The organism is Priestia megaterium NBRC 15308 = ATCC 14581 (genome assembly GCF_000832985.1).
In the GTDB taxonomy this organism is placed as follows: Bacteria; Bacillota; Bacilli; order Bacillales; family Bacillaceae_H; genus Priestia; species Priestia megaterium.
Window position 1 is genome coordinate 4,426,097 of record NZ_CP009920.1, and the last position, 26,144, is coordinate 4,452,240.

General features: G+C 37.3%; 26 protein-coding genes, 3 tRNA genes and 1 pseudogene. 18 read left to right on the plus strand and 12 right to left on the minus strand.

Going from position 1 to position 26,144, the window contains the following annotated elements:
• Positions 1-273: 273 nt before the first annotated feature.
• Positions 274-1,392 (minus strand): GerAB/ArcD/ProY family transporter, encoded by a 1,119-nt coding sequence (locus BG04_RS22715; protein WP_230586560.1) that lies wholly within the window; start codon positions 1,390-1,392, stop codon positions 274-276.
• 504 nt (positions 1,393-1,896) lie between these two features.
• Here BG04_RS22715 and BG04_RS22725 point away from each other — a divergent pair.
• The 7 genes from BG04_RS22725 to BG04_RS22755 all read left to right on the plus strand — a co-directional run bounded on the left by BG04_RS22725 (position 1,897) and on the right by BG04_RS22755 (position 7,413).
• Positions 1,897-2,166 carry a hypothetical protein gene (locus tag BG04_RS22725; RefSeq protein ID WP_013083053.1) on the plus strand — a complete coding sequence of 90 codons (270 nt, stop codon included), beginning with the start codon at positions 1,897-1,899 and terminating at the stop codon, positions 2,164-2,166.
• Positions 2,167-2,375: 209 nt separating this feature from the next.
• Positions 2,376-3,515, plus strand: coding sequence for a zinc-dependent alcohol dehydrogenase (locus tag BG04_RS22730; RefSeq protein WP_016764018.1), 1,140 nt, complete (start codon positions 2,376-2,378; stop codon positions 3,513-3,515).
• Positions 3,516-3,903: 388 nt separating this feature from the next.
• Positions 3,904-5,298: a phospholipase D-like domain-containing protein gene (locus BG04_RS22735; RefSeq protein WP_034652280.1), complete on the plus strand. Its 1,395-nt coding sequence runs from the start codon at positions 3,904-3,906 to the stop codon at positions 5,296-5,298.
• A gap of 226 nt (positions 5,299-5,524) precedes the next feature.
• Positions 5,525-5,598: transfer RNA gene (locus BG04_RS22740), tRNA-Trp, on the plus strand.
• Between the two features lie 26 nt (positions 5,599-5,624).
• Positions 5,625-5,706 (plus strand) — tRNA-Leu (locus BG04_RS22745).
• A gap of 19 nt (positions 5,707-5,725) precedes the next feature.
• Positions 5,726-5,797: transfer RNA gene (locus BG04_RS22750), tRNA-Gly, on the plus strand.
• 215 nt (positions 5,798-6,012) lie between these two features.
• A complete protein-coding gene (locus BG04_RS22755; protein WP_034652278.1) occupies positions 6,013-7,413 on the plus strand; it encodes a Na+/H+ antiporter NhaC family protein in 1,401 nt (466 codons plus the stop codon).
• A gap of 177 nt (positions 7,414-7,590) precedes the next feature.
• On the opposite strand, the pseudogene BG04_RS31480 reads toward BG04_RS22755, so the two are convergent.
• Positions 7,591-7,839: pseudogene (locus BG04_RS31480) on the minus strand (spore gernimation protein KB); the annotation flags it as partial.
• A gap of 257 nt (positions 7,840-8,096) precedes the next feature.
• Between BG04_RS31480 and BG04_RS22760 the strand changes: the two are divergent.
• The 3 genes from BG04_RS22760 (at position 8,097) to BG04_RS30010 (ending at position 9,243) form a co-directional block, all read left to right on the plus strand.
• Complete coding sequence (locus BG04_RS22760; RefSeq protein ID WP_305954802.1) at positions 8,097-8,408, plus strand: YczF family membrane protein; 312 nt, start codon at positions 8,097-8,099, stop codon at positions 8,406-8,408.
• Positions 8,409-8,419: 11 nt separating this feature from the next.
• Positions 8,420-8,932 carry a GNAT family N-acetyltransferase gene (locus tag BG04_RS22765; protein ID WP_034652275.1) on the plus strand — a complete coding sequence of 171 codons (513 nt, stop codon included), beginning with the start codon at positions 8,420-8,422 and terminating at the stop codon, positions 8,930-8,932.
• Between the two features lie 188 nt (positions 8,933-9,120).
• Entirely contained in the window at positions 9,121-9,243 is a 123-nt protein-coding gene (locus BG04_RS30010) for a YjcZ family sporulation protein (protein WP_013056948.1), read from the plus strand.
• A gap of 73 nt (positions 9,244-9,316) precedes the next feature.
• On the opposite strand, the gene BG04_RS22770 is transcribed toward BG04_RS30010, so the two are convergent.
• Positions 9,317-10,255, minus strand: coding sequence for a VanW family protein (locus BG04_RS22770; protein WP_034652272.1), 939 nt, complete (start codon positions 10,253-10,255; stop codon positions 9,317-9,319).
• Between the two features lie 178 nt (positions 10,256-10,433).
• Here BG04_RS22770 and BG04_RS22775 point away from each other — a divergent pair, with 178 nt between their 5' ends.
• On the plus strand, positions 10,434-11,249 hold the full coding sequence (locus BG04_RS22775) for a hypothetical protein (protein WP_034652270.1): 816 nt from the start codon (positions 10,434-10,436) through the stop codon (positions 11,247-11,249).
• A gap of 188 nt (positions 11,250-11,437) precedes the next feature.
• The gene (locus BG04_RS22780) at positions 11,438-13,615 is read left to right on the plus strand and encodes an FUSC family protein (protein ID WP_034652268.1); all 2,178 of its coding nucleotides are present in this window, start codon (positions 11,438-11,440) and stop codon (positions 13,613-13,615) included.
• A gap of 26 nt (positions 13,616-13,641) precedes the next feature.
• On the opposite strand, the gene BG04_RS22785 is transcribed toward BG04_RS22780, so the two are convergent.
• From BG04_RS22785 to BG04_RS22800, 4 genes are all read right to left on the minus strand, one after another.
• Complete coding sequence (locus BG04_RS22785) at positions 13,642-13,935, minus strand: hypothetical protein (RefSeq protein ID WP_025752303.1); 294 nt, start codon at positions 13,933-13,935, stop codon at positions 13,642-13,644.
• Between the two features lie 63 nt (positions 13,936-13,998).
• Complete coding sequence (locus BG04_RS22790) at positions 13,999-14,553, minus strand: DUF3231 family protein (protein ID WP_028408604.1); 555 nt, start codon at positions 14,551-14,553, stop codon at positions 13,999-14,001.
• 274 nt (positions 14,554-14,827) lie between these two features.
• Positions 14,828-15,085 (minus strand): hypothetical protein, encoded by a 258-nt coding sequence (locus tag BG04_RS22795; protein WP_029321637.1) that lies wholly within the window; start codon positions 15,083-15,085, stop codon positions 14,828-14,830.
• A gap of 120 nt (positions 15,086-15,205) precedes the next feature.
• On the minus strand, positions 15,206-15,532 hold the full coding sequence (locus BG04_RS22800) for a YflT domain-containing protein (RefSeq protein WP_013056955.1): 327 nt from the start codon (positions 15,530-15,532) through the stop codon (positions 15,206-15,208).
• Positions 15,533-15,925: 393 nt separating this feature from the next.
• On the opposite strand from BG04_RS22800, the gene BG04_RS22805 reads away from it, so the two are divergent.
• Positions 15,926-16,186 carry a hypothetical protein gene (locus BG04_RS22805; RefSeq protein ID WP_034652263.1) on the plus strand — a complete coding sequence of 87 codons (261 nt, stop codon included), beginning with the start codon at positions 15,926-15,928 and terminating at the stop codon, positions 16,184-16,186.
• Between the two features lie 105 nt (positions 16,187-16,291).
• Here the strand turns inward: BG04_RS22805 and BG04_RS22810 are convergent, their stop codons facing one another.
• The 5 genes from BG04_RS22810 to BG04_RS22830 form a co-directional block, all read right to left on the minus strand.
• Positions 16,292-16,705: a hypothetical protein gene (locus BG04_RS22810; protein WP_205689760.1), complete on the minus strand. Its 414-nt coding sequence runs from the start codon at positions 16,703-16,705 to the stop codon at positions 16,292-16,294.
• A 130-nt stretch (positions 16,706-16,835) separates the two neighbouring features.
• A complete protein-coding gene (locus BG04_RS22815; RefSeq protein ID WP_034652255.1) occupies positions 16,836-17,390 on the minus strand; it encodes a hypothetical protein in 555 nt (184 codons plus the stop codon).
• 332 nt (positions 17,391-17,722) lie between these two features.
• Positions 17,723-18,481, minus strand: coding sequence for a hypothetical protein (locus tag BG04_RS22820; protein WP_051975602.1), 759 nt, complete (start codon positions 18,479-18,481; stop codon positions 17,723-17,725).
• A 157-nt stretch (positions 18,482-18,638) separates the two neighbouring features.
• Positions 18,639-18,851: a hypothetical protein gene (locus tag BG04_RS22825; RefSeq protein ID WP_034652253.1), complete on the minus strand. Its 213-nt coding sequence runs from the start codon at positions 18,849-18,851 to the stop codon at positions 18,639-18,641.
• A complete protein-coding gene (locus tag BG04_RS22830) occupies positions 18,848-19,096 on the minus strand; it encodes a hypothetical protein (protein ID WP_034652250.1) in 249 nt (82 codons plus the stop codon). Before BG04_RS22830 ends, BG04_RS22825 begins: the two co-directional genes overlap by 4 nt.
• Before the next feature lie 183 nt (positions 19,097-19,279).
• Here BG04_RS22830 and BG04_RS22835 point away from each other — a divergent pair, with 183 nt between their 5' ends.
• The 5 genes from BG04_RS22835 to BG04_RS22855 all read left to right on the plus strand — a co-directional run bounded on the left by BG04_RS22835 (position 19,280) and on the right by BG04_RS22855 (position 25,976).
• Positions 19,280-19,984, plus strand: a complete 705-nt coding sequence (locus BG04_RS22835) for a glycosyltransferase family 2 protein (protein WP_034652247.1) — start codon at positions 19,280-19,282, stop codon at positions 19,982-19,984.
• Positions 19,977-21,116, plus strand: a complete 1,140-nt coding sequence (locus tag BG04_RS22840) for a glycosyltransferase (RefSeq protein ID WP_034652245.1) — start codon at positions 19,977-19,979, stop codon at positions 21,114-21,116. Before BG04_RS22835 ends, BG04_RS22840 begins: the two co-directional genes overlap by 8 nt.
• The gene (locus BG04_RS22845) at positions 21,113-22,165 is read left to right on the plus strand and encodes a polysaccharide pyruvyl transferase family protein (protein WP_034652242.1); all 1,053 of its coding nucleotides are present in this window, start codon (positions 21,113-21,115) and stop codon (positions 22,163-22,165) included. Before BG04_RS22840 ends, BG04_RS22845 begins: the two co-directional genes overlap by 4 nt.
• 184 nt (positions 22,166-22,349) lie before the next feature.
• Entirely contained in the window at positions 22,350-24,485 is a 2,136-nt protein-coding gene (gene recQ, locus BG04_RS22850; RefSeq protein WP_034652239.1) for a DNA helicase RecQ, read from the plus strand.
• Between the two features lie 108 nt (positions 24,486-24,593).
• Positions 24,594-25,976, plus strand: coding sequence for a sigma-54 interaction domain-containing protein (locus BG04_RS22855; RefSeq protein WP_034652237.1), 1,383 nt, complete (start codon positions 24,594-24,596; stop codon positions 25,974-25,976).
• Positions 25,977-26,144 lie beyond the last annotated feature (168 nt).

Genomic DNA, 26,144 nt, shown 5'->3' on the forward strand with positions numbered 1-26,144 from the left:
AGGAGAATAAAAGGATAAAAAGCTCCTACGAAAAAACTATAGGGAATCCACGTTTCGGCTAACCATGTTTTTTGATAGAAAATGCTTGGCTAAACAATAATGGAAAAAGTCATAACGATTAATCCCATCGGTAACGTTAAAAAACGGATTTCAGCAATGTTAAAAATTTGACACACTCCAGCGATGGAAGCATGAAAATAATTAGTGTTATATTTTCCTGGAAAATAATTACTTATACTGAAGGTGCATTCTTTATGAAAGGTTTTTGGATTTCTATCCATTGCTAGAACGCCGCTTTTTATTTTGAATAAACCCGGCAATTAAAAGGAAAAGTGGATATAAGATGCCTACAAGTAAGCTGTAGGGAATCCACGTTTTTGTATCCCAATCCTTTTGATAAGAAACGCTTGGATACACAATAAGGGAAAGGGTAATCATAATGAACGCGACTGGAAAAGAAAATAGCGTGTAGTCCTTTATATGAAATACATTGGCAAACCCCAAAAGAGTAGCGTAAAAGTAAATGCAAAGCTTAAAAAAGAGAGTAATAAACCACAAAATAGCAATGACTACTTCAATTCCTTGAAGAAAGTTTCCTACATCAATTCTTCTTCCTAATTCATAGCTTGGAAACATGGTGATTTGGGAGTAATAAGGACCAAGTACTAGAATTCCGAGTAAGATTAACGTCACCATCACTAGTCCACCGGCTATATTACCTACATAAAAAGATTGAGTTGCCTTTTTCATGTCTGGCGTGTGTGAAGGGAAAATCATAAGCAGAATGGTATAAGTCAAAGAACTCATGCTTAAAAACGTTAAAACAGCACGAATAAAAGCTTTTGGATGGATTTCCAACACAGGCTGAATATGCTCTATTTTAATTTGAGGGATCATAGACAAAATAAGAAGGCCGAATAATCTGACAAACCAAGGAAATAAAATCTCGGCACTTCGTGCAATCACTTCTATTCCTAGGCGTACTCCTACGATGACGACACCCATAAATGCAATGTGGATGGCTGTTAGCGGCGTGTAGGGAAGGATTTGAGTGGTAAGAAAATTTCCTACATAGTAAAGAACTTGACTGCTGATAAATAAATTAGATAACACAAAAACAGCAGAAACAATCTTTCCAAATAGTTTGCCTAAAATTTTTTCGTTCATTTCCATCAGCGTAAGCGTGGGAAACATTTTTCCTAGTGAGGTAAAAAGCAAAACTAAGCCAATTCCTGATGCTACGCCGAAGAGTGATGCAATCCAGGCATCTTGATGAGCATCAGCTGTAATAGCGGCAGGTACAACAATAATTGTGCTTCCGATGCTATATAAAGTTACTAATTTGCGAAACTGCGCAGCTGAAATATTGATTTCATTAAGCAAAATGAGCACATCCTTTTGCCATATACATGAATTAAGTGATCCAACGGAATAATAAGTGACTTAAAGGTTGAAACATTACTTCTACCCAATCAGAAGGGTTCGGTAAAGGCAGCCGAAAGATTTTTGCAAGAGCGATTATGATACTGATTGTCATGAATACCATAAAAATGTTCCGTTCCTTTTTATGAGAGTGTTGAGGTAATCTTTTTGTTTCCATCCATATAATCCCTGCACAAATGATCAAAAAGAAAAGAAACAAGTGCATGCAGTCAACCCCAATACATTTTTTCGTTCAGATAAGCTATTCGTATGATGTCTGCTAAAGAAAGTGATTATACATTTTTGTAAGATATAGAAAGCATTTCAGGAGATAGAAGATATTTTTTAGGGCTCTTATATGATTGAGGGATTTGTTATGAGGAATATTCATTTAGCTTTAACCTATTGAAGCGTCGTATGAATAAGTAGAAAAATGCCACACTAAAGAGTGAACAAATGGAAAGGAGCACTATGATGAAAAAATACCCATACAATAAAGATAAACAACAATCGTTTCAAGCAGCGCAGCAGGGGCATAAAGAAGCAGTAGATGCATATGAACAGGCAAATGAAGCTAAAAATGATGCATCGTACGGCCATGAAGCGAAGCAAGCAATAGGTGAAGTGAATGAAGCCTCTCAGCAAATTGAGAATGCGCTTGAAAATGCTTCTGAAACACAGCGTCAGCGTTTAACAGAGTTTCAGCAAGATATAAAAGATATGGAGAACGATCTTAATCAATAAAAGAGCCGCTGTTTTACTTAGGCAGGTTCACAATAGAGAGTATAAATTGTAAAAGCAGAAGGTAATGAACTTCTGCTTTTTTTGTCGTATAAGCAGTATTTACGCTCATTTTTTAATCTAAATGAAGGCTAAATAAATTTCTACCCATACATATACATATTTTGGGACATTAAGGGTATAGAGTAGTAATTTAATTAAGGAGGATGATTATGAAAGCAGTAACTTTTCAAGGTGCAAAGGATATCCAAGTAAAAGAAGTAGAAGATCCATCTTTGAAGAAAAAAGACGACATTATTGTTAGGATTACATCTACAGCTATTTGCGGTTCGGACTTACATATCTACCAAGGTGCTCTCCCTGCTGAAAAAGGATACGTTATTGGTCATGAACCAATGGGGATTGTAGAAGAAGTGGGTCCAGAGGTAACAAAAGTAAAAAAAGGAGACAGAGTAGTTTTACCGTTCAATATTTCGTGCGGGACCTGTTATTATTGTCAGCATGATTTAGAAAGTCAATGTGATAACTCTAATCCTAATAAGGAAATCGATACAGGAGGATACTTCGGGTTCACTGAACGATACGGGAATCACCCAGGAGGACAGGCTGAACTATTACGTGTTCCCTTTGGGAATTTTATGCCATTTGTAATTCCGCCCTCCTGTGAGCTTGAAGATGAGGCATTGTTATTTATGTCTGATGTTCTGCCAACCGCTTATTGGAGTGTAGAAAATTCCGGAGTTGGACCTGGGGATACAGTAGTGGTTCTTGGCAGCGGCCCCATTGGATTAATGACTCAAAAGTTTGCATGGATGAAAGGTGCTAAACGGGTCATCGCTGTTGATAACGTTCCATATAGATTAAAACGAGCTAAACAAATGAATAACGTAGAGTGCTTTAATTTTGATAAATACGACGATATGGGAAGCTATATTAAAGAGGTAACCGGTGGTGGAGCAGATGTTGTAATTGACTGTGTAGGAATGGATGGAAAGAAATCACCAGTAGAAGCGATTGAACAGAAACTCAAGCTGCAAGGAGGAACGTTAAGTGCTATTCAAATTGCACTAAAAGCAGTAAGGAAATTTGGCACAATTCAGCTAACAGGTGTATATGGATCAATATATAATATGTTTCCTCTTGGGAACATTTTTGAAAGAAACATCACTTTAAAAATGGGACAGGCTCCAGTAATTCATTACATGCCAGAATTATTCAAAAAAATTACAGATAGGGAGTTTGATCCTACAGAAATAATTTCTCATAAAATCCCTCTTGATCAAGCGAGTGAAGCTTATGAAATGTTTAACAATCATCAGGATGAATGTACAAAAGTTATCTTAAAACCATAATCAAGCATATATCTCCTTAAATATGTATAAAGAAAAAATTGAGAATTATTTTTACAATAATCATATCTATTTGAAAGAGGCTGGAACAAAAGCATGTTATTTGAAGGAAGATCCGAGCACGTTTGATTCTTGATGGAGAATCGAATGCGTTCGGATTTTTTTATTGATAGTGTAAACGTAAGTTTCGTGTATATAATTGCTTCTAGCTGTTGTTTGGGAGGAAAGGCGAAGACTTGCACGGAAATCAACAGTGGTGTAACAAATAATCCATCATTCCATTCTTATTTTAAAAGGTATAGAAGTTAAAAAAGTAAGAATCCTAATAAAAACAGAACGATAAGAATGGAAAGGGATTGTGACAGGAAATATGCTAATAAACATACTAATAATGATTGTCGTATTGTACTTCATATATGTATTCGCAACTGCAGTGGTACTGTTTTATGTCCCTTTGCATAAGGGAAAAGACCTAAAAGTAATGAATACTGAGAATTTTTACGGGAAGAAAGAATCCACAGATCGAGTTATGCTTTTGGAAAACGGTTATCTTTCAGGGCTTGTTCGGATGCAGATGATTCAAGAAGCGAGGCATACAATTGATATTGCTTACTTTTCCATAGGTAAAGGTCGTTCTTCGGATTTACTTATGGGCGCTTTATTCGAAGCTGCGGATCGAGGTATACGTATTCGCGTGCTGTTAGACGGGATCTCTCATGGGTTAAAAGGCAAGAGAAAAAATGTTCTTTATGCTCTAGCTTTCCACAATAATATAGAATTAAAGTACTATGAGCCCTTCACTATTTTTAAACCTTGGACATGGCATAACCGTCTTCACGATAAAATAATAGTAGTCGATGGTCAATTAGGTATTAGTGGAGGACGAAACATTGGAGATAAATACTTGGCCAGTCAACCAGATAAAAATTTTGTCTATGACCGTGATGTGCTAATTTATAACACAAAGCAAGAAAGTTATAGTGTCATTGTCTCAATGGAGAAGTATGTAGAGAAATTATGGAACCACCCGTATACCCGCAAAGCTTTTCCAAAGCTCAAGAAAACTAAACAATTTCGGGGCCTTTCAGGCAAGAAATTGTTAATAGATCAATACGAAGAGGCAAAAAAAGCAAATGAACCTTTTGTCCATCCTTATATTGTATGGAGAGAAGCAACGATGCCTACAAGAAAGGTTTCTTTTATTACAAATCCTATTCAACGAATGAATAAAAGCCCTTTTATATGGAAAACATTTATTAAGCTTTCCCAACAAGCTGAAAAATCCATTGTTGTTCAAAGCCCTTATATCGTACCAACAAAAGAGATGGAACAGTATATAGATAAGCAAGTAAAACCAAAAGTGCAAAGAATTATTTTAACTAATTCTATTACATCCACTCCAAATGCTATGGCTTTTTCTGCATACTTGGGAGTGAAGAATCGCGTTATAAAAGCTGGTTCAAAGCTTTATGAATATCAAAAGCCTTATTCAATTCACGGGAAATCTGTTGTTTATGATCAGCGTTTAAGTGCAGTTGGTTCTTTTAACTTAGATTCACGTTCAGTATTTTTAAATACTGAATCCATGGTTATGATAGATAGTGAAGAATTTGCAGCCGAGCTAACAGGAGCTATTGAAACTAAAATTTCTCACAGTGCGCTTGTAGGAAATGAGGGAGAACCTGTTGATCTTAATACGGATTCTCAAAAAAATGTCCCTCCTGTAAAGTCTGCACTCCTACATATCCTTTCGGTCTTCACGCGATTTTGGAGACATTTTGTATAGTTCCGCACTGTGTCTAAAAAAGGCTTTTACTGAAAATCAATGGTAGAATTAAGAGCTACTGCAACTGGCGGAGGGGAGTATAAAAAGCTGTGATATGCCTCACAGTTTTTTGAAATCGCTAGTACTAGTCATGATTCTTAAAAAGCCCTATTGACGAAATTTTATATATGTTTTATTATAATATAGCGTCGTTAATAAATGAGGTTCTTTTGAAGAAATGATTTCTAGGGGCATAGTTTAAAGGTAGAACTACGGTCTCCAAAACCGTCAGTGTGGGTTCGATTCCTACTGCCCCTGCCATTTTGGAGTTATCTTTTAATTCACACGCGGGTGTGGCGGAATTGGCAGACGCGCTAGACTTAGGATCTAGTGTCTTATGACGTGGGGGTTCAAGTCCCTTCACCCGCATCTTTACTTTCATATACGCGCGGAAGTAGTTCAGTGGTAGAACACCACCTTGCCAAGGTGGGGGTCGCGAGTTCGAACCTCGTCTTCCGCTTCTTTTCAAAAGCAGTTTGCATGTGCAAACTGCTTTTTTTGTTGTAGAAATAAAGAGTTTTATTATGCTGTTTTTAATCAGAAATAGTTTAGTAAAGCAGTGCTGCTTATACGTGTTGTTTTCGTGAATATACACATAATATTGGGGTTACATTAAAAGCTAATGAACGATACGTGAAGACATCTAATATGGTCTTTAAGATAGGGGAGAGTCCTATGGAATCTAGTTGGTTTTCAATTATACCGTTTTTAATTGTTATTCCAATAGCTATTTTCACCAAACAAGTGCTGCCAGGGTTGTTTCTAGGCTTATTAGTAGGCGCTTATTTGATTGATCATTCGATTGTCGGAGGTGTTGAAAAGCTACTTCACTACATTGTACAAGCTCTTAGAAATAAAAGTAATATAGAAATCGTCGTCTTTTTATACGCATTTTCAGGGCTTATCGGAATGATTAAGATGGCTGGAGGAGTGAAGGGTTTTGTAGAAACAGCTGCAGAAAGAATTGATACAAGAAAAAAAGCTCTTATTTTAACCTATGTTTCAACCATTGGAACATTCAGTGCTCCCACATTTCGTTTTGTGACGATCGCGCCCATTATGAGAGCATTACTCAAAAAGGTGAAAATGACGACAGCAGAGCTAGGGTTTGTTATTGAAACAACTGCTACTCCTGTTATCGTCTTAATTCCTGTGGCAACGGCATTTGTAGGGTATATGGTCTCAATCATTCAAATGGCAATTGATCATCAAGGCATAAAACAAGACGCTTATTCTTTGTTTATTCAAAGCATTCCTTATAACTTCTTTTCGATTGTGATTATTTTAGTAGGGATTTATTTCAGCTTTTTTCATCATTCAACATCTACGGCTCCTATGAAGCTCGAGGAAGAAGACGAAAAAGATTGGCATGATTGTCATCCTTGCGTGTCGAAGGATTTGCCTTCTAAGCCTTGGAATTTGTTAGTACCTTTACTTGTTGTGATTTCACTTACCTTACTTTTAACATGGTGGAGCGGGCATCATAAGAGCCACAGCTTTTTTGAAGCATTTATTAAAGCAGACGTGTTAGAAGCGATGGTAGTAGCTTTAATTATCACTACGTTAATTACCCTCATTTTTTTCTTGTTTCAGCGCTTTACATTACAGAATTTGCTTAATGGTTTTATCACAGGAGGCAATGACTTAATGTCCGTTATTCTGCTGTTATCGGTAGTATGGGGATTATCCGCTGTTACAGAAGACTTAGGTTTTTCAAATTTTGTGACGGCACATTCTAAGTGGATTCCTCAAATGTTTGTCACTCCGTTCATGTTTATCTTTGGAGCCGCTATTTCTTACTTTATCGGATCTGCTTGGGGAACGTGGGGGATCTTAATGCCGCTTGGCATATCGCTTGCAAGTTCTGCAGATCTTTCTTTGCCATTGATTATCGGTGCGGTGTTTGCGAGCGGTTCATTTGGAGCGTTTTCTTCACCTTTAAGCGACGATACGAATACCATCGCCAAAATATTAGATTTGTCGGTTATTGAATATGCCAAGTATAAATTAAAGCCAGCTTTAATTGCAGCGGGAATAACAGTAGCTTTTTATCTTGTTGTATCTTTCTTGTTTTGAATGAGGGAAATAGCCATCTAGTATCAATTTTTCATTTTTTTCAGCTTAAAGTATGCATACAGTCCTAATGATAGGCACACTAGCATGATACAAGTAAGCGGAAATAAGATGGTATTAACAAAATGATCATAAAACCATATATACAAAAAAATCACCTCGATAAATTAAGCCATTTTTCTATTTATTAGAGATACACGATCTGTGTTGCTTCTTCCTATTTTTCAAAAAGGCGATATTCAGAAGCAGTATGGGTACGATAGAAAATAGCGGCATATATAAAAGAAATCTCGCTACGTGTAACCCTTTATAAAGATGTTCTTAAAAATTACTAGCGATGGTAATCGACAAAAGCAACACAATGATGCGTAAAGGATACGCTAGTTGTGAAGGAGATTTAATTTTAAATAAAGTAGCTGTACCTATTAATAAAGGTAAGGTTCTCAGGCAGCAGATTCTTAAGAGAAGACTATGTTTGTTCACTGCTTGTTTGATTTGCCTGAGGTCGAAGATTATTTTTAGATTTTTGATTTTTAAAGAACGAAGGCATAAATGAAAGCACCCTTACTATATACTATAGTTTTTATTAATTTGACCAAAACCGTATAGTTATATAATTTTTAACAAAATATCTTTTGCATGGCAGTAAATAAAAATGACGAACCTATGAGGTAAGCAATAATTAGGTGAAGAGTGAAAATGATGAAGTTATTGGAGTCAGCCTGCTGCTATTTGGATCACTGCTCGCTCTTTCTGTAGGAATTGATCTTTTTCAAGGAACGAACGTACTGCAGGCACTATACCATGCTTTAAGCCCGTTTTGTGTAAATGGAAGTGGCCGAATTATTTGTCCTTTTTTCTCTTTTGTTTTTCTTTTTCGCGGAGTCACTTTATCTTGTTTTAAAGAAGCGTCAGCAAAAGCAATAGTAACTTGGTGCAAAGAGGTTTTTATCTCTTCACTATCGAAACAAGCGTATAGAAAGATAGCTTTGAGATAGGGGAGAACCACATGAACATTGAGACTAACAGGTTATTAATACGCAAATTTAACTATGAAGATTGGCAGGAGGTCTACGCATATACATCTGATGCTAATGTCATGAAGTACATACCAGAAGGTGTTTTTAGTAAGGATGATGCGAAGAAATTTGTAAATGAAAATATGAAAGGAAACGTTAAAAACTTTCCAGTTGTATTAAAAAATGAAAACATCATAATTGGTCATATCGTCTTTTTTAACTATTTTGGGGACCATACTTATGAAATTGGCTGGGTATTTAATGCTCTCTATCATCAGAAAGGATATGCTTCAGAAGCGGCAAAAGCAATAGTGGACTATGGTTTTAACACAATGAAACTGCATCGGATTATTGCTACTTGTCAACCAGAGAATACGTCTTCTTATCGTGTTATGGAGAAGATCGGGATGAGAAGAGAAGGTTATTTTAAAAAATGTATTCCAACTGATAAAGGATGGTGGGATGAATATTATTACGCGATTTTAAAAGAAGAGTGGAAATGAGCTTTGCTTTTACGGAATTGCATTTTCCAAGTTGTAAAGACGAAAACAAGCCCAATTTTAAAAAAATGAGCAGAACAGCAAACCAAAACGTCTAGGCAGACATACAATAAGCTATCCATGAGAAACACCCCATGTTTGAACCTTCTTTGTTTTAGCAACAGAAAATTACGTTGAAAGGGAGTGCTTGTATGTCTAATGCTGGATGTGGATTTGGTTCTGGTTTCGCTTTATTAGTTGTATTATTTATTCTATTAGTAATTATCGGATGTAGTTGTTATAGCGGTGGTTATGGTGGCGGATACGGCTGCTAATTATATCACTGAATAGCCTAAAGGATACCCTTTAGGCTTTTTTGTGTTCATTATAAAAAGCTGGAAGAGATGATTAATCAGCAGGCTCAGTATCAACATGCGATTCAATTTTCTTCTCTTTCGGCAATTGGTCAATAGAAGCCCAAGGCACGCGGCGAGGCTTATATTCAATCGCATCAGTAGAGTAAACGGCCACGCTTACGACTCCTCCGTGTACCTGCGCTCGAATCAACAAAGGATCACTATACGTATTTTTAAAGTGAAAGTCAGGTCCATACCAGCTGACGGTAGCGTCTCGTCCAGGAGGTACGTAGGAAACGCTACGGCTGTGTGAATAACGCTGTGTAATCGTTACGCCAGCGTTATCAACGGCGTTAAATAAAGTAGAAGAAACTTGGCAAATTCCTCCTCCAACTCCTTCAGAATACTCTCCTTTTACAATGATTGGCGCACGCATATACCCTTTTGCTGCCGTTCTTTTTCCAACGGTTTGATTAAAAGAGAAAACTTCCCCAGGAAATATAACGCTGCTGTCTAGTGATTCAGCCGCAAGAGAAATATTGTGAGAACGATTTTTATTATGAGGGTTAAATACTGTATGATAATGACCGATTTGCTTAATTCGAATCGTTGCAAGCAGCTCCTTATCTACGCGAGGCGGAACAGGAAGCGTCGGGATTTCTAATGTTGACGTACCGCCGTTAAAAAAATAAGTATAAAATTTCTCCGCAAAATCTTTATGATATAGTTTGACACCCGCTTGCTCAGGAACAATTTGTCCGCTTTTATCAATGCGGGCATTTATGGGCTCTCTATATGTCTTTTTATCCAATTCTTTTAGAAGAAGATTGTATCGATCATGATCAACCATAGGTACAGGAAGAAGAGGTACGGTCACTTTGTCCCGTTCAATCCGTTCAATTGGTTTACCGTCATGAGTAATAGATAGGTGGTCTTGTGTAGAAAGAGGTTGAATGAGCATTAAAAGTCCAACCATCCAAGTGAAATTCATATCATATACCTCGCTTTCACCTGTTAGTATGAATAAAATGAACCGTTTAATGTATAGGATTCACAAGCTCTTTTTTGTATTATTTTCCATTAGCTTAGCGTGTAAAAATTTCTATTTATAATTGTATGTGTACTTTCGCATATTACATAGAGAAACTACAAGGTAATGAGGGTAGACAATGACAAAATTAATGATTTTAGTCTTTATGCTTATTAGTTTTTTTGTGCATCCCCAAAAGATGAAAGCAGAAGAAAACCTTACGTACTTTCCGGTAAGTGACACTGGAAAAGTATTAAAGTGGAAACGTGTAGAAAGCTTACTGCCGAAGGGGAAAAAATTTAAAGTTATCGATGTAGAAACGGGTTTTTACTTTTACGTGCAGCGAAGAGCAGGCTCACACCATGCAGATGTTCAGCCGCTTACACGTCAAGATACGAAAGTAATGAAGCACTTATATAATGGAAAATGGAGCTGGAACCGAAGAGCTGTTCTCATTCCGTTTAAAGGTCAAATGCTTGCAGCTTCCATGAACGGAATGCCTCACGGAGCCGGTGCGCTTGACAATGGGTTCCCCGGTCATTTTTGCATTCATTTTGCAGGAAGTACGACTCACAAGTCTCAAAATGTGGATCCAGGTCATCAGTTAATGGTATTAAAAGCAGGAGGAAAGCTTGATGAATATGCATTAAAAGCTGAGCCGGCAGAAGTCGTAAATATGTTTTTAACAGGATTAAAGCAAGATGACGATGCCTTAATGCAGCCGGTTTTGCGCGTGAAGCAAGAGCATAAGCTATGGGCAAAACTGCATAGTATCTCCACTATTTATTATAAAACGGACTTATTTCATACAAAAAAGTATAAAACAAAAGAAAAAATCGTCGTAGATTGCCTTATTTATTACGAAGATAAAGGGGCTCAAAAGACAACGATGGTCTTTACTTTAAAGAGAAATCCGTTAACAAATGGGTGGGAAATTTCTTCTCTTACATTGTAAATACTGATTAATGCTTAAAAACACATCTGACAAAAAACAGATGTGTTTTTAAGCATTTGTTTAGCTCTTTAGCCGTTCGCAATGTTATAGTGGAAAAACGTGCTTACATACGATAGAAAAGAATAAAAAAGGGTATAAGTAATAATATTACTCTTTCTACAAAGAACTCTACAGCACGAAAGGAGAGGGTGTTTATTCTTTCATATTGGTTTAGCCGCTTAGTCGCTGCAGACCCTGGACGAAAAAGGTTCAAAACGGCTTCTAAAGCTACGATTAGCGTCATTACAGCGGTTGTTATTATGCTGATCGTATTAAAAGCAGCGGGGAGCTCACAAATTACCGCTGCTATTTTAGCAGGCGTAATTGGCCTGATGGGTATATTGGTTGTGAATGATGAAACAACAAAAGCAAAAAAAGTGACAACAGGCTTAGTAGCACTTTCTAGCGCCGTTTCTCTCGGAATTGGCTCGTTTTTATCACGATATGGACAGGCAGAAAATGTTTTTCTCGTTCTGCTAGTGTTTTTGTCCTTTTATTTACAGAAATTTGGTATTCGCTATTTCTCTCTGTCGATGGTAGCATTTATGTCGTTTTATTTTGCTTCTATTTTACACGTTACATTTTCTCAGCTGCCCTGGCTATTAGCTGGCGTTATAGTAGGAGCCTGCTGTGCATTTATCTATAATTTTGTCATCTTTAAAGACCGACCTGCCAACGTGCTGAGATCTTCAATGAAATCGTTTCATATTCAAGTGAATTTGGTACTTGATTTAATTATTGAGTTAATTCAAAAGAAACAGATTGAACCTGCTCAAATTAAACAATACAACCGCAATATTAAAAAATTAGCGGAGTATGCACGTGTAGCATCAGAAGAGCTTGGCAATACAGATCCTCACGACATATGGCCTGGCGTCACAGCTGAACAAATGCGCCTTTATGTATTTGATACAGTTATGCTGCTTCAGACATATTCCCCGGCAATTCGAAAACTCAGTGAATTAAAGGCATTTAATCATTTTGATATTCAGCAGCTGCTGTTAAAGCTAGTGGAATCGATTCGCGAAGCAGAGGTATTAAATGAAAATCCTACTCATTCACTAACAGATGCAGCTCAGCATCTGCAAGAGCTGCGCCAAAAATTAAGTGAACTCGAACCTCAAGACAAAAGGTATAAAGATTGGCTTTACTTAATACGCCGTATCGAAACGATATCAAATCACGTGATTGATGAAGCCTATGAGCTGCAGCAAGCAATTGTGAAGCAAGAAAAACAGCCTCAAAAAGAAGTGGAAGAAAAAGAAGACGAAGAGGATAATGATGAAGAAAAAGGATTAAAACCCTCTACGAAAAAGTCTATTCAAGCGGTCATCACTGCTGTTGCGACATTAATATTTGGCTCTTTTTTATCTCCATCGCACCAATATTGGGCGCTGTTAGCAGGATATTTAGTGCTTCTTGGTACAGAAACGATAGGAAGTACGTTTGTAAAAGCTGTACAGCGAAGTGTAGGCACGCTTTTAGGAGCGGCTGTGGGCTTTGTTGTCGCAAGCTTTGTTTCACCAGGAATACTTGAAATAACGCTGCTTTTTATCTGCGTGTTTATGGCTTTTTATTTCTTTCCCATTACGTACTCGTTTATGAGCTTTTGGATTACAATGATGCTGGCCTTTATGTATGACATGCTTCTTGGAGGAATTTCAGAGAGCTTATTACTGGCTCGCGTATTAGATACAGTCGTAGGAGTTGGAATTGGCTTAGCCGTATCAGCTCTTGTGTTTCCTAAAAAAACAAGAGATAAAATAACCGACACATCAGTAGAATACGTAGCAGCTTTAAAAGAATTTGTTCACACCTATTTACATCGTTTTACGAAGCAGTATGCATTTGCCAATTTAGCTGATAAAGGAATGGAATTAGAAAAAAAGCTAAAACAGCTTCATGTCGATTCAGATCCTATTATTAAAGGTTTCGTTGGCCGTTCACGTCTTCAGCAATTTTTGACTGTTTTTACCGCCATTAATTATTACGCCAAGCATTTGGTAGCTTCTTCTACTAGAAACCAGGCTTTTTATAAGGAAGCAGAATTTCACGGCGTAGTCAAGGAAGTGGAAGAGAAAGTAGCAAGCAATTTCACTCAGCTTGAAAAAGCGCTGCGAGGAGAAAGAGGAACGTATGTATACACGATTGAAGATGTAAGACAAAAAATTGAACAATCTTTAGATTATTTTGATACGTCCGTTCAATCAAGAAACTTACAGCATCTGCAGCTGCTGCATAACATTTATTACGTATGGAAAATCAATCAATCGGTTGTTCACTTAGCCAAAGAGCTAGGAGCAGAAGAAATAAGTAGTGAAGACTAAAAACCAGCGAATATGTCGCTGTTTTTTTAGTCTGATGAATAAGGAGACGTATCTTTTCTAATCGTTCTCCACGTTGTTTTAAGACCGGCATAGCTGCCAATTGCCGCGTATCCATAAAAATATCCCATAAACAACCCGGCAATAATATGATGAGGATGACTGATAAATACTGAAAACAGCACGCCAACAGCCAAAGCAATAGTCGGCACATACTGCTTTTTAGGATGAAAAAGCCATTTGATCAGCTGCGTCACGATTAATACGACAGGAACACCAATGACTGCGTCCCAAAAATTTGTATGAATTGTAGGGAAATCCATATGTAAGCACCTCGTTAAATGTGTTAGATGTAAGGTTATCTATGCTGTTTATTTTAAAACACTTCAATTAGAGTTATGAGGGGCTCCAGGTGGATAATAATAAGGAGGAATTTTGAGCCATCCTTTTTGCTGCATTAGAATTTTTACTTTTGATCCTAATATGATTTTTTCAGTGTGGAATTTCAACCACATTAATCCAATATCGGTTCTAATAGACTGTCCCATATTCGTGCTGCACATGACGATATTAGAGGCAATTTTTACAGATATTAAGTTAGCGATTTCAGAATCCGTGGCTTTCGCTCCTAATGGAATACTGTTAGGGTCAGATTTCGGTTTAGTAGCCGGTATTTCAGGAAGGGGAATTCCTTCTTTAATCATTAATTTTTTGAGTGTATCAATCTGAGATTCAGCCAGGTTTTTTGAGTCTTGAACAAGCTTAAGCAGTTCACTGTTCGTTGTTGTATTAAGACAGGTTTCTAAGGCAGGTATTTCTTCCGCTAAAGCAGTGAAATAAAGCCAGCAACCCATAGTCTCACCAATATGTGGGCGAGGGGGAGGATCATCTGTAGAAGAGTTCTTTATATAATCAATTAGTGTCTCAATGACGTTAATCATAACTTTTCACCCTTTATATAGTTTATGCATCTTCATTATTACCTTCAGCAGAAAAGGATAAACACAGCTAAGAAATGTTACGTATAAAATTGATTATGATAAGTGGCAGGAAAAGCATCCTACGCAGCAATTTATAATGATGACGTTACATTTAGTGTCACCACATCTAAAGGTATAAAAATTGTTGAAACGCTTGATAAATAGCTTGGTGCTAGAAGATAAAGTCAATAGAAAAAAAACTCCTTGCTTATCAAGGAGTTTTTTAGCAGGTGTATTATATCGTTTTTCTCCGATGCTCTCTCCATAACGAAGTTAGTTCCTCTGACCAATATTTATAATCAAATACCGTTATATTTTTGCTGGGCATAAAAACATTCAACAGCCAATTAACCCTTAATTTGTCTCTGACGCCTATCGTTTTATCATTTTTACAACAGCCTTCATCACAAGGTTTATCGTGTATCTTGTAAGGAATATTTTTAACGACTAATCCATTTTTCACACGTTTTGTGTACTCAATTCCTATAATCAAATATATCACTCCTCACAGTAACTCTTATCTTCATAATCATATGTATGAATGACTTCTTTAATGAAAGGGGAAGAAGGGAGGAAGACAAAAATAAAAAAGCCCTGCTGTAGGGCTTTTAAATCAAGCAACTTTTGATGCAACGACGATTACTTTACCGTGATCTAATTCTTCTTCATAGCGTTCAGCTTCCGGCTGTGATAATCCTAATGAACGCATTTTGGCACGAAGCTCGTCTCCTCGAGAACGAAACACATTCGCAATCGCATCAAAAACACCTTGTTCAGAAAGACCGATATTGTTTGTATTTGTTGCAGCTGTTAAATCCTCGGAGCGATCTTGATGGTGTGCAAGTAAATAAACTTCGTCTTTTGTAAATCCTTCACGCAAAAATTGTTCGATTGTATCTTTTGCCTGTACGCCATTTTCAACTACTTTTACATTTACCATTTCAAAAAACCTCCTTGTATGATAGACAACTTTCTCGAATATGTTTAGTAATGAAGAGAAGTTTAAGTAACTTATCTCCTTGCTTTGTGTATACACGTTATTGGAAGTGATAAAACCTATTTCCAGAAATTGAGTTAAAAAGTCTAACATAGGAGGGGAAAGCGCTGTTGTTTTTAAGGAGAATCTGGGAAAGGATCAGCAGGAAGATGCTTTAGCAAGCCTAGCATTTCGCTTGCATAATTATTTTTATTTGTACGACAAATACTACTTTTTTGGTATGAAGTTTAAGCTACAGACGTACGCACATTTTTTGAAAAATCTCTCAATATAGGACAGGCACCCGTGCACATTCCTTTCTTTTTCATATACTGATAGGGACAAAGAAAGAAGGAGATGATAGTAGAATGGGATGTTGCAAAAAGAGATTCCACAACTGTGAGGACCATCATCACAGCAGATGTTCTCGTAAGAAAAGATGTCACAAGCATGACGACTATGGTCACAGCAGATGCTCTTGCAAAAAAAGATGCCACAAGCATGATGACTACGACTATGGCCACAGCAAATGCTCTTGCGAGAAAAAATGCCATAAGCATGACGGGTATGAGAAAAAACATCATTGTGAAGACCACTGCGACAATGATTACCGCTTAATTGTTTTTTAATATAAAAGTAAAAATGTAGGACAAATTCCAAAAAGCCTGTATCTTAAGTAAGGAATTAAGATACAGGCTTTTTTCATACATAAAAAATAAAAGCTTAAGATGAAAGGCGTTCTTTTTGTTTTTCGTACACGGAAGTGGATTCATTCCACGTATAACGACCGTCTTGCAATTGAATGGTCGCGCTGAATGGACAGTCTATTGACGTTTCTGCGTCATCTAAACTGCTTTCAAGCAAACTTTTTTTGAATCGAAGTAAATCTTCTTTCGACGCAATTCGAAAAACCATTTCTAACGTAAGATCATCGTCCATTGCATTGTGTAATTGACTGATGCTTTTTCGGAATTCTTTATTATATTGAAGCATAATTTTAATGTCTGCTACGCAAGCAACACCAAACACATCTTTCACAACAGACTCAACCGTTAACTGCGTTGTCGAAGCATACGTTGAAATATCACGCTGAGGATTTTCTAAATAATAAATCGTTTCTACAGGATGTCTCGTCATAAGCACCTCTTTCTTACTACTTATTATACAGGAAAAAAGGGCAAAACGGGGAAAAGAATTTTAGGAAGGGTTTACATAAAAAATAAAAAAACCCTCTTATTAAATAAGAGGGTAATAAGTGTGATGGGAATTAATAAAAATCTTTTTCAGAAAAACGCGACGAGACTTTTGCGACTGTGAGAGTGGCATTGATAGTAGTAGGTGGTCCGACTGCAGCTGTAACTGTAGCTGTAACTGTTACCGTATCGCCTCTTCTTAGATAACGAAGGAATGATGCTGTAGCTGTACCAGCAGTAGGAGTAATAGTTTGAGTGAAGCCTCCAGCGTTAATCGTATACGTAACAGTTGGGGCAACAGCAGCAGTAGAAGTGAAGAATGCTGTAAATGAAATAAAATACTCCCCTCTTTCTAAAACTTCTAGACCACCAGACACAACTCGTACGTTCTCACTTGGAGATAGAAGGTTCAGTGTTAGTGGAGTGGTTACTGGTACTCCTGCTCCTGCTCCTGCTACTGTGGTTGTACCTGTTACTGTGCCAAACGCAGGTCTATCATCAAAATCTGGTCTCTCACAATCATCGTCACAGCGTCTTTTGCAGTGATGTTTATGCCATTCATTATCACAGCGGCGTCTATACTCGTCGTCAGAACTACCTTTTAAATATTTTTTGTAATAATATGACATGCTTTCACCTCACCTTGGATTTGAAGGTTTTCACCTTCTAGTATAGTAGATGCAGGAGGTGAGGGTTTTGCAATGGACAAGGGTTTAATAATATAAAATATATTTACAACATGAAGCCAATGGTAATTCTATATAGGTTAAAGATACTTTAATTCAAAAATATGTAAACTTTAAGTTGATAATCTAGGTATTCTATTTACATGGTTTTCTATTTATGTAATCTTATTTATTTATAAAAAATACCCCTGCTAAAGAGCAGGAGCAAAATAGTTAGAAACTATTCTATAGCGGATATTAACAAGAAATTTGAAAATACTCTCTATATTTTTTATTTACTCAGAGCCTAGTTCTAGAGCTGTGAATGTGTGGCTTGTTACATTGTCAGGGATAAGCGTAATACCAGATGCAGCAATTGTTTCAGCTGTAGGAGGAGTAGCGCCAAGGTCAAACAGTATAGAACCTTCTGGGAAAGGACCTAAATTAATAGTTAAAAAGTACTCATTTTCTCCCTTGTCTGGATCAGTATCTACCGCATGAATAGAAGTAGTAATTTGGCTAAATACAATACTGAGAAGGCCGCTTCCTAAAATTTGCAATCCGAAAATTCCACTTGTATCAACTTTTTCAGAAATCAATACAGGTCTGGATGATTTGTTGCCTTTTCTCCAAATTCTAAAAGTTGCTGGAACAGCTATAGGAACAAAAATTCCAGAAGGTGATAAAAGACCTGTTAAAATAGTAAGGATTATTCCAAGTACATCACCTAAATCCTCTAGTGCAACACCTAAATCAAAAGCCGCAGGTTGCCAATTTACTGTTGCATCTAATACTACTTGATCACAATAATCATCAACACAAACTTCTGTTGTTGCAATTGTGCTTGATAATAAATTAGGGCGAGCAGTTGTAGTAACTGGTACTGATGGAGCTTGATCTACATCAAGTTCTAATTCTTTTCCATAGTGTTCATTCTTGTAATCATCAAACTTGCAGTGGTGTTTGTGTTCCTCTTTACAATCCTCTTTACAATCCTCTTTACAATCATATTTCTTAGGATCGCCTTTAATATACTTTTTGTCATAATATGACATAAACTTTCACCTCCGAGTTATTTAAGAGGTTTTTTAAGCCTCTTGATATATATAATGCTAGAGCTCAATAAGATGGACTAGGTTACCGTCTAAAATTGTAAAAAAGGGCTTTTGGCTAGTCCTTCTAACTGATATTGTAGTGATGTCTCATAGTTATTTAAAACTGCACTTTAATAAAATTTACAGAAGAAAGTGCAATCGATACACTTCGATTTTCTCTTTCATAGCCTATTACGGTTTCTTCTAATTTAATCAACCCATTTTCAAAGTTTTTTAAAACACCTTCAAAAAGCGCATTGTCAGTAGCAACTTCCAAAGTCATTCCCATAGATTGCTGAAGCTGAGATTCTAACCTCCACGAAAAATTCACGATAATTCACCGTCTTTGTTAATAATAATCACTGAATGAATACTTGCTAATGGAATATACACAAAATCTTTTTCTGCCTGTTTTAATACCACATAATTCAAAGGGATTTTAATAACAGACCCAGTTTGTACTACTTCTCCCGTTATAGAACCAAAAGCGGTAACGATTTCTACATTTAAATTTATGGCTGTGATAAGCAATGCCCGAAATTCAGAACTTTCTTGTGCTGATAAAACTTGTGCCATTCTAAACCATTCCTTTCATTTTTAATCATACATTTCAACATATTCAAGAAGCCTTCTATTGACAGGGACAAACTTCCTATACTCCAAAAAAGGGCGGGATTTTAAGCACATCATAAAAGATTCACGATTACTTGTCTCACCTTTCATATGCGATTGCATATAGTAAGGTGAGGTGAATATAAAATGTTATATGAACGGACTTTAGGACTAATTAGCGTAGTAATAACCTGTCATAATATCTCATCTTTTGTTAAAGAGTGTTTAGATGGTTTATTAAAACAAACGTATCGTAATATAGAAGTTATTTTAGTGAATGATGCATCTTCAGATGACACAAGTAGTGTAATAAAAGAGTGGATAGCGGAAAACGACCCTTCTTTTCATGTTGAAGTAATAGAGTTGCCCCGTAACGTCGGGTTTGCAGGTGCATCAACAATTGGCTATTTTTTAAGCAAAGGAGAATATATTGCGGTTCATGACGGTGATGATATATCTCATCCGGAACGGTTAGAAAAACAAGTATCTTATTTACAAAATCACCCCGAAATTGATGTGCTAGGGTCAAGCTATGCTTATTTTCATGATGGTAATTTTCAAGAATTCAAAAAAGAAAATTGGCTTCGATATGGAAAAAATATTCGCGAATTATATGCAAAAGGCGGACACTGCGTATGTCATGGAACGCTTCTGTTCCGAGGTGAAGTTTTTGACAAAATAGGAGGGCCAACGCGCAGAATCAAAGGCGCTGAAGACTATGAGTTTATTGCAAAGTGCTTAAATGCAAAGTTTAATGTAGAGAACTTACCTGACGTTTTATACTATTATCGTTTTCATTCAAAACAGCGTTCTCAACAATTTTATAGAAAGGAAGCCGTAAAAGATGAGTAATGAGTCTCTGCGTATACTAATGGTTTTAGACAGCATCGAAGTAGGCGGCACGGAAACGCACGTATTTAGTTTAGCTAAAGAAATGCTTAGAAAAGGCATTCACATAGTCATTGCTGGAAATAAAGGAAGAATGATCGATAAATTTCATGAATTAGGCTGTCCCATCTATGAAGTTGATTTTCCCTATACATTAAATGTAGAAGAAGAAAAAAGAAATGAGTTAATCAGCCAAGTTGAGCAAATTATTGAAAAAGAAACTATTTCTCTTGTTCATGCTCACCAAACTCCTTCAGCATACCTTACCTTTTCAGTTGCAAAACAAAGAAAAATTCCCACTGTCTTCACAGTCCACGGCACGTACTACCCTAAAAGTGAATTACTCAAAGTAGTAGAATTAGCTTCAGCCACCATATGCGTTAGTCCTCCAGTCTACGAATATGTTCAAGAAGAAACATCTGCCCAGCCAATTTTAATTGCGAATGGAATTGACACGGAAGAATACAGTAATAGGGATGTGACGGAGTTAAAAGCTCAATTGAACATTCCTAAAGAAGCATTTGTTTTATTATACAGCAGTCGCATTAATTGGACGAAGGCTAATATTTGTATGATGCTGCTTCGGGCATGTAAAGATGTGAAGCTGTCAAAAGCTCCTCACCTTCACGTTGTGGTAGTAGGAGACGGTCCTCGCTTTAAAGATCTTCAAAATTTAACCGATTTAATTCATCGAACGTGTAAAGATTCGTTTATTCACCTTGTAGGTGAAAAACAAGATATGCAGCGCTATTATCCGATAGCGGACTGTGTGGTAGGAACAGGGCGAGTAGCGCTTGAAGCAATGGCTTGTACAAAGCCTGTGCTAGCCGTTGGCAATCACGGGTATTTTGGGTTGATAGATAAAAATGAGTACGACGATGCGTGGAATTACTATTTCGGAGATCATAATTCTCGCCAGGCGTGCAGTCGGTTTACGTTGGCTCGTGATTTGGGTACGATTATTGCTTCTTCTGAACAGCTTAAAAACATTGGAGTTCAGTCAAGAGAATGGATTTTAAATAAATTTGACGTAACAAAAGTAACGGAAGAATTGATAGAGTTATATCTTGATAAACTAAAGGATGAGACAACATGAAAAAAGTGCTGTATATAGGCTGGATTGGCTTTGGGAATTTAGGAGACGAACTGCTTTGGCATGTATTTAAAGAGCTGAGCGAACAGTATTACAGTGAAGATGAAATTGAAGTCACTCCGTCTTTTCCAGGAGTTGATTTTAAAAACGTAGAGCCTTACGATACGGTAGTTTTAGGAGGAGGGTCGCTATTACTACCTGGTTATCTTCAAGTCTTGCAAAAAGCAGCTGATTTAGGAAAAGATATTTTAATTTGGGGAAGCGGAATGGACTGGGTTGAAAAAGAACAGCTGGATAAAATGCTGGCTGGAGAAAACATTTCTTTAGGTAAGCTTTTTACTGAAAAAGATGGAGAACTAATGAAAGATGTTTTTAATCGCGTATCTTTTGCAGGAATAAGAGGGCCACTCGCTAAAAAAGCATTAGAAGCAATAGGAGTCGATTCTGAAAAAATACGTATTATTGGAGATCCTGGCTTGTTGTTAAATTCTAATAGTATGGTCGATAAAAAAGAAAAAATCATTGGCGTGAACTGGGGAACTACGTATAACCGTTTATATGGAGGCAATGAGCTAGCAGTTGAAGACGCTCTAGCAAGCGCGTGTAAAAAACTGATTCAACAAGGGTACAAAATAGCTATCTACCTTGTATGGGGAAGTGATAAAGCTTCGTGTCAAAGACTATTTGATAAAATTAACGATCCAGAACATGTGGTGTTTGACGAAAAATTGTATAAAGAACAAGAGCTAATGACTATTTTATCTCGTTACACTATGACCATTAATTTTAAGCTTCATGCGAATATTTTATCTTTAGCAGCAGGCGTTCCATGCGTGGCACTTGGATATCGTTTTAAAGTATTTGACTTAGCCTATTCTCTTGGTTTAGAAGAATGTGTGGTTTCCCCCGATTCTCTAACCTTAGAAAAAGATGTTCTGAGTCGAATAGCATATATTGAAACTAATTATGATGATATCTTGAGTCAGTATAAAGAAAATGAGAATTTATATAAGCCTTATTTAATAGAACCTTTTCAAAAGAAAATATTCTAAACTGTAAAAAGCAAGTGTCTTTGTAAAGTACTTGCTTTTTACATTACATATATTTCTTCATGAAGTTATGCTAGAAATAACACAGCAGCTAATTTTTTGTTAGAATAGGAAGAGCAATTGTAATGTTTACCCTCAATCAATCCCTCAACCACTATTTCTACTTATTTTAAAGGAGGACGCAATTTTGCAATTTGAACAAGCTTTAACACATTTACAGTCCTATTTTGGCTATGATTCGTTTCGAAAAGGACAGGAAGAGTCGATTCGTTATGTTTTAGAAGGGCACAATACCGCTTGTATTATGCCAACAGGAGGAGGGAAATCACTTTGTTATCAGATTCCTTCATTGCTTTTAGAAGGTACAACATTAGTGATTTCTCCGTTGATTTCCTTGATGAAAGATCAAGTGGACACGCTGAACGCAGCTGGTATTCCCGCTACGTATATTAACAGCTCGCTGACGCACACGGAGGTGCAGCAGCGCTTAGAAGAAGTAGCGCTCGGCGAATATAAGCTGCTTTATGTAGCGCCGGAACGACTGGAGTCTCCACAATTTTTAGAACAGCTTCAAATGCTTCCTATCCCGCTTGTAGCGGTAGATGAAGCGCACTGTATTTCACAGTGGGGTCATGATTTTAGACCGAGTTATTTGCGCATCAATGAACTGATCAGCAAGCTGTCTAACGCTCCGATTGTGATGGGGCTGACGGCTACGGCTACGCCTCAAGTGCGTGAAGATATTTGTCGAGCTCTTCATATTAACGAAGAGTACACGGTGATGACGGGGTTTGAACGTGAAAATTTATCGTTCGCTGTGGTAAAAGGCCAGGATCGAATCAGCTATATCGAGCAGTATATCCGTAAAAATAACCAAGAAGCAGGAATCATCTATGCCGCTACGCGTAAAGATGTTGAAGAGCTTCATGCTAGATTGCAAAAGTCAGGAGTTAACGTATCAAAATACCATGCTGGTATGAATGGGAACAGCCGTGATGAAGAGCAAAACCGCTTTCTGCAAGATGATGTGCAGGTAATGGTAGCCACGTCTGCCTTCGGAATGGGGATTGATAAATCGAATATTCGCTTTGTTCTGCACTATCAGCTTCCGAAAAATATGGAAAGTTATTATCAAGAAGCAGGCCGTGCTGGTCGTGACGGACTTCCAAGTGAGTGTATCGTGCTTTATTCACCTCAAGATATTCGCGTGCAGCGCTTTTTGATTGAACAGTCAACGTCGAATCCTAAAAAGCAAATTCAAGATCTTGAAAAGTTGCAAAGTATGGTGAACTACTGTCATACAGAAGGCTGCTTGCAGGCGTATATTCTTCATTATTTTGGAGAAAGTGAAGCGCATGAGTGCGGCCGCTGCAGCAACTGTACGGATGATCGTGTGGAAATAGATGTAACGGTCGATACGCAAAAAGTATTATCTTGTATGATTCGTATGGGCGAACGTTTCGGTAAAATGATGATTGCTCAAGTATTAACGGGTTCTCGAAATAAAAAAGTAGTTGATTTTGGTTTTGATAAACTGAAAACGTACGGCGTCATGAGCGACCGGTCGGCTAAAGAAGTGAGCGATTTTATTGAGTATTTGATTTCAGAGCAGTTTATTTTAGTAGGACAAGGGTCATTTCCTACTTTATCTGTAGCGGCCAAAGGAAAAGGCGTGCTTCTTGGGACGGAAAAAGTAATGAGAAAAGAACAAATGGAAGTGAAGCAAATTGTCCAAGATGACGAGCTGTTTGCTCATTTGCGTTCCGTTCGAAAGCAGCTAGCAGACGAAGCCGGCGTGCCTCCTTTTGTTATTTTTTCAGACGATACTCTTCATGATATGTGTGCGAAACTTCCAGTAACTTTTGAACAGTTCGCCACTGTAAAAGGAGTCGGAGAACAAAAACAAGAGCGGTACGGAGAACGATTCACGACTGAAATCAAACAGTTTTGTGAAGAACATCCAGATCGAAAGCGAGAAGTTTCAGCGCCTGCTCCGAAAAAAGCAAGAGCGTCATCAAAAGAAGGTTCTCACTTAATGACGTATGAGCTATTTCAGCAAGGGAAATCGTTAGATGAAATTGCTGCTGAACGTGAATTGAGCCGCATTACCATTGAAAATCATTTGTTTAAATGCGCAGAAGAAGAAAAAGAAATTGACTGGTCACCTTTTCTTTCAGATGAAGACGAACAGCTTATTTTAGAAGTTGCTTCCTCAGTAGGCGATGAAAAGTTAAAACCAATCAAAGAAAAATTGCCTGAAAATATCACTTATTTTATGATAAAAGTAGCGTTATTCAAACAAAAAATGAAGCAGCTGTCTTAAACAAAAAGCTCCTATTAAAGGAGCTTTTTGTGTTGAGTAAGCGAGTTTACTGATAAAATAGAAGGTATAAATATTTGAAAAATCAGATTACATAAAAAGGAGGAATGAATGGGAATGATTGAACGAGAGATTGAAGCGATTTTGCATGCTTCTCACGACAATATCGTTATCACTGACGAAAAAGGGCTTGTTTTACGAGCGAGTCAAAACTGTCGTGATATATATGGGCATGATGTCTCAGAATTAACCGGTCAAACCGTCTACGAATTGCAAAAACGCGGGATATTTTCACCTTCCGTTACGATTGAAGTGCTAAAGAAAAAGAAAGAAGTACAGCTGATGCAAAAAACAGAAACGGGCAAAGTGGTAATGGCAACCGGTATTCCCGTGTATGATGAACATCAGTGTATGAAAAGAGTCATTAGCTTTTCGCATGATTTAACAGAGCTTCAGCGCTTAAAAGAAGATTATCAGCAGCTCGAAGTGAAAATGAAAACATATCAGCTAGAAGTGGAAGAGCTTCGTGAACAGCAGTCAAATGAGATGGTCATACGAAGTGAATCGATGAAAAAGGTATGGTCGATTATTAATCGCGTGGCAGACAGCGATGCAACGGTTGTGCTACTAGGTGAATCGGGTGTTGGTAAAACGGCTTTTGCTCATGCTTTACACTATGGGAGTGAACGAAAAGAAGAGCCGTTTATTGAAATCAACTGCGGAGCTATTCCAGCTAGTTTGTTTGAATCTGAAATGTTTGGCTACGAAGCAGGCTCTTTTACAGGTGCAAGTACAAAAGGGAAAATAGGAAAGTTTGAATTAGCTCATAACGGCACGCTTTTTTTAGATGAAATAGGAGAGCTGCCTCTTGATATGCAAGTGAAGCTGTTAAAAGTGCTGCAAGAAAAAACAGTCACCAAAATTGGAGGTGAACGAGCCAAACACGTAAACTTCAGGCTGATTGTAGCCACAAATCAGCCGCTTGAAGAAATGATCAAAAAAGGAACGTTTCGCGAAGATTTATTTTATCGCTTGCACGTTATTCCGATTACCATTCCGCCGCTTCGTGAGCGAAAAGAAGACATCGCGGCACTGCTTTATCACGTGTTACATAAACAAAATGAAAAATATAACATGAAGAAATTTTTTCACGCAGAAGCATTAAATCTACTTCTTGAACATCCGTGGCCTGGAAATGTTCGCGAGCTTCAAAATACAATTGAACGCCTTGTGTTAATTACAGATGAAAACAGTATCTCGCCTCAAGACCTCCCGTTTTACTCAGAAAATAGCAGCAGTGGAAAAGAAGAATGGGAGACTCTTGATACGTTAACATCTCAGGGAATGACGCTTCAGCAAGCACTTGCAGAAGTGGAGAAAAACTGGCTGGTTCGTGCTTATCGTCAGTGTCAAACAACGTATGAAATGGCAGATGTACTAGGAATCAGCCAGCCTACGGTCGTAAGACGTTTACGAAAGTACAATATAAAATAATGAGATTTTAATTCATTATGAATTAACTGATTCAATACTGAATCAGTTTTTTTGTTTTGATTCTATTGTGAATTAAAAATCCTCCATAATTGCACGAAATAGAGTAATAAAAATTGGCATGCATTTTGCATTAATAAAAAGTATCTAAATAAAAAGCGTCAGTATCTA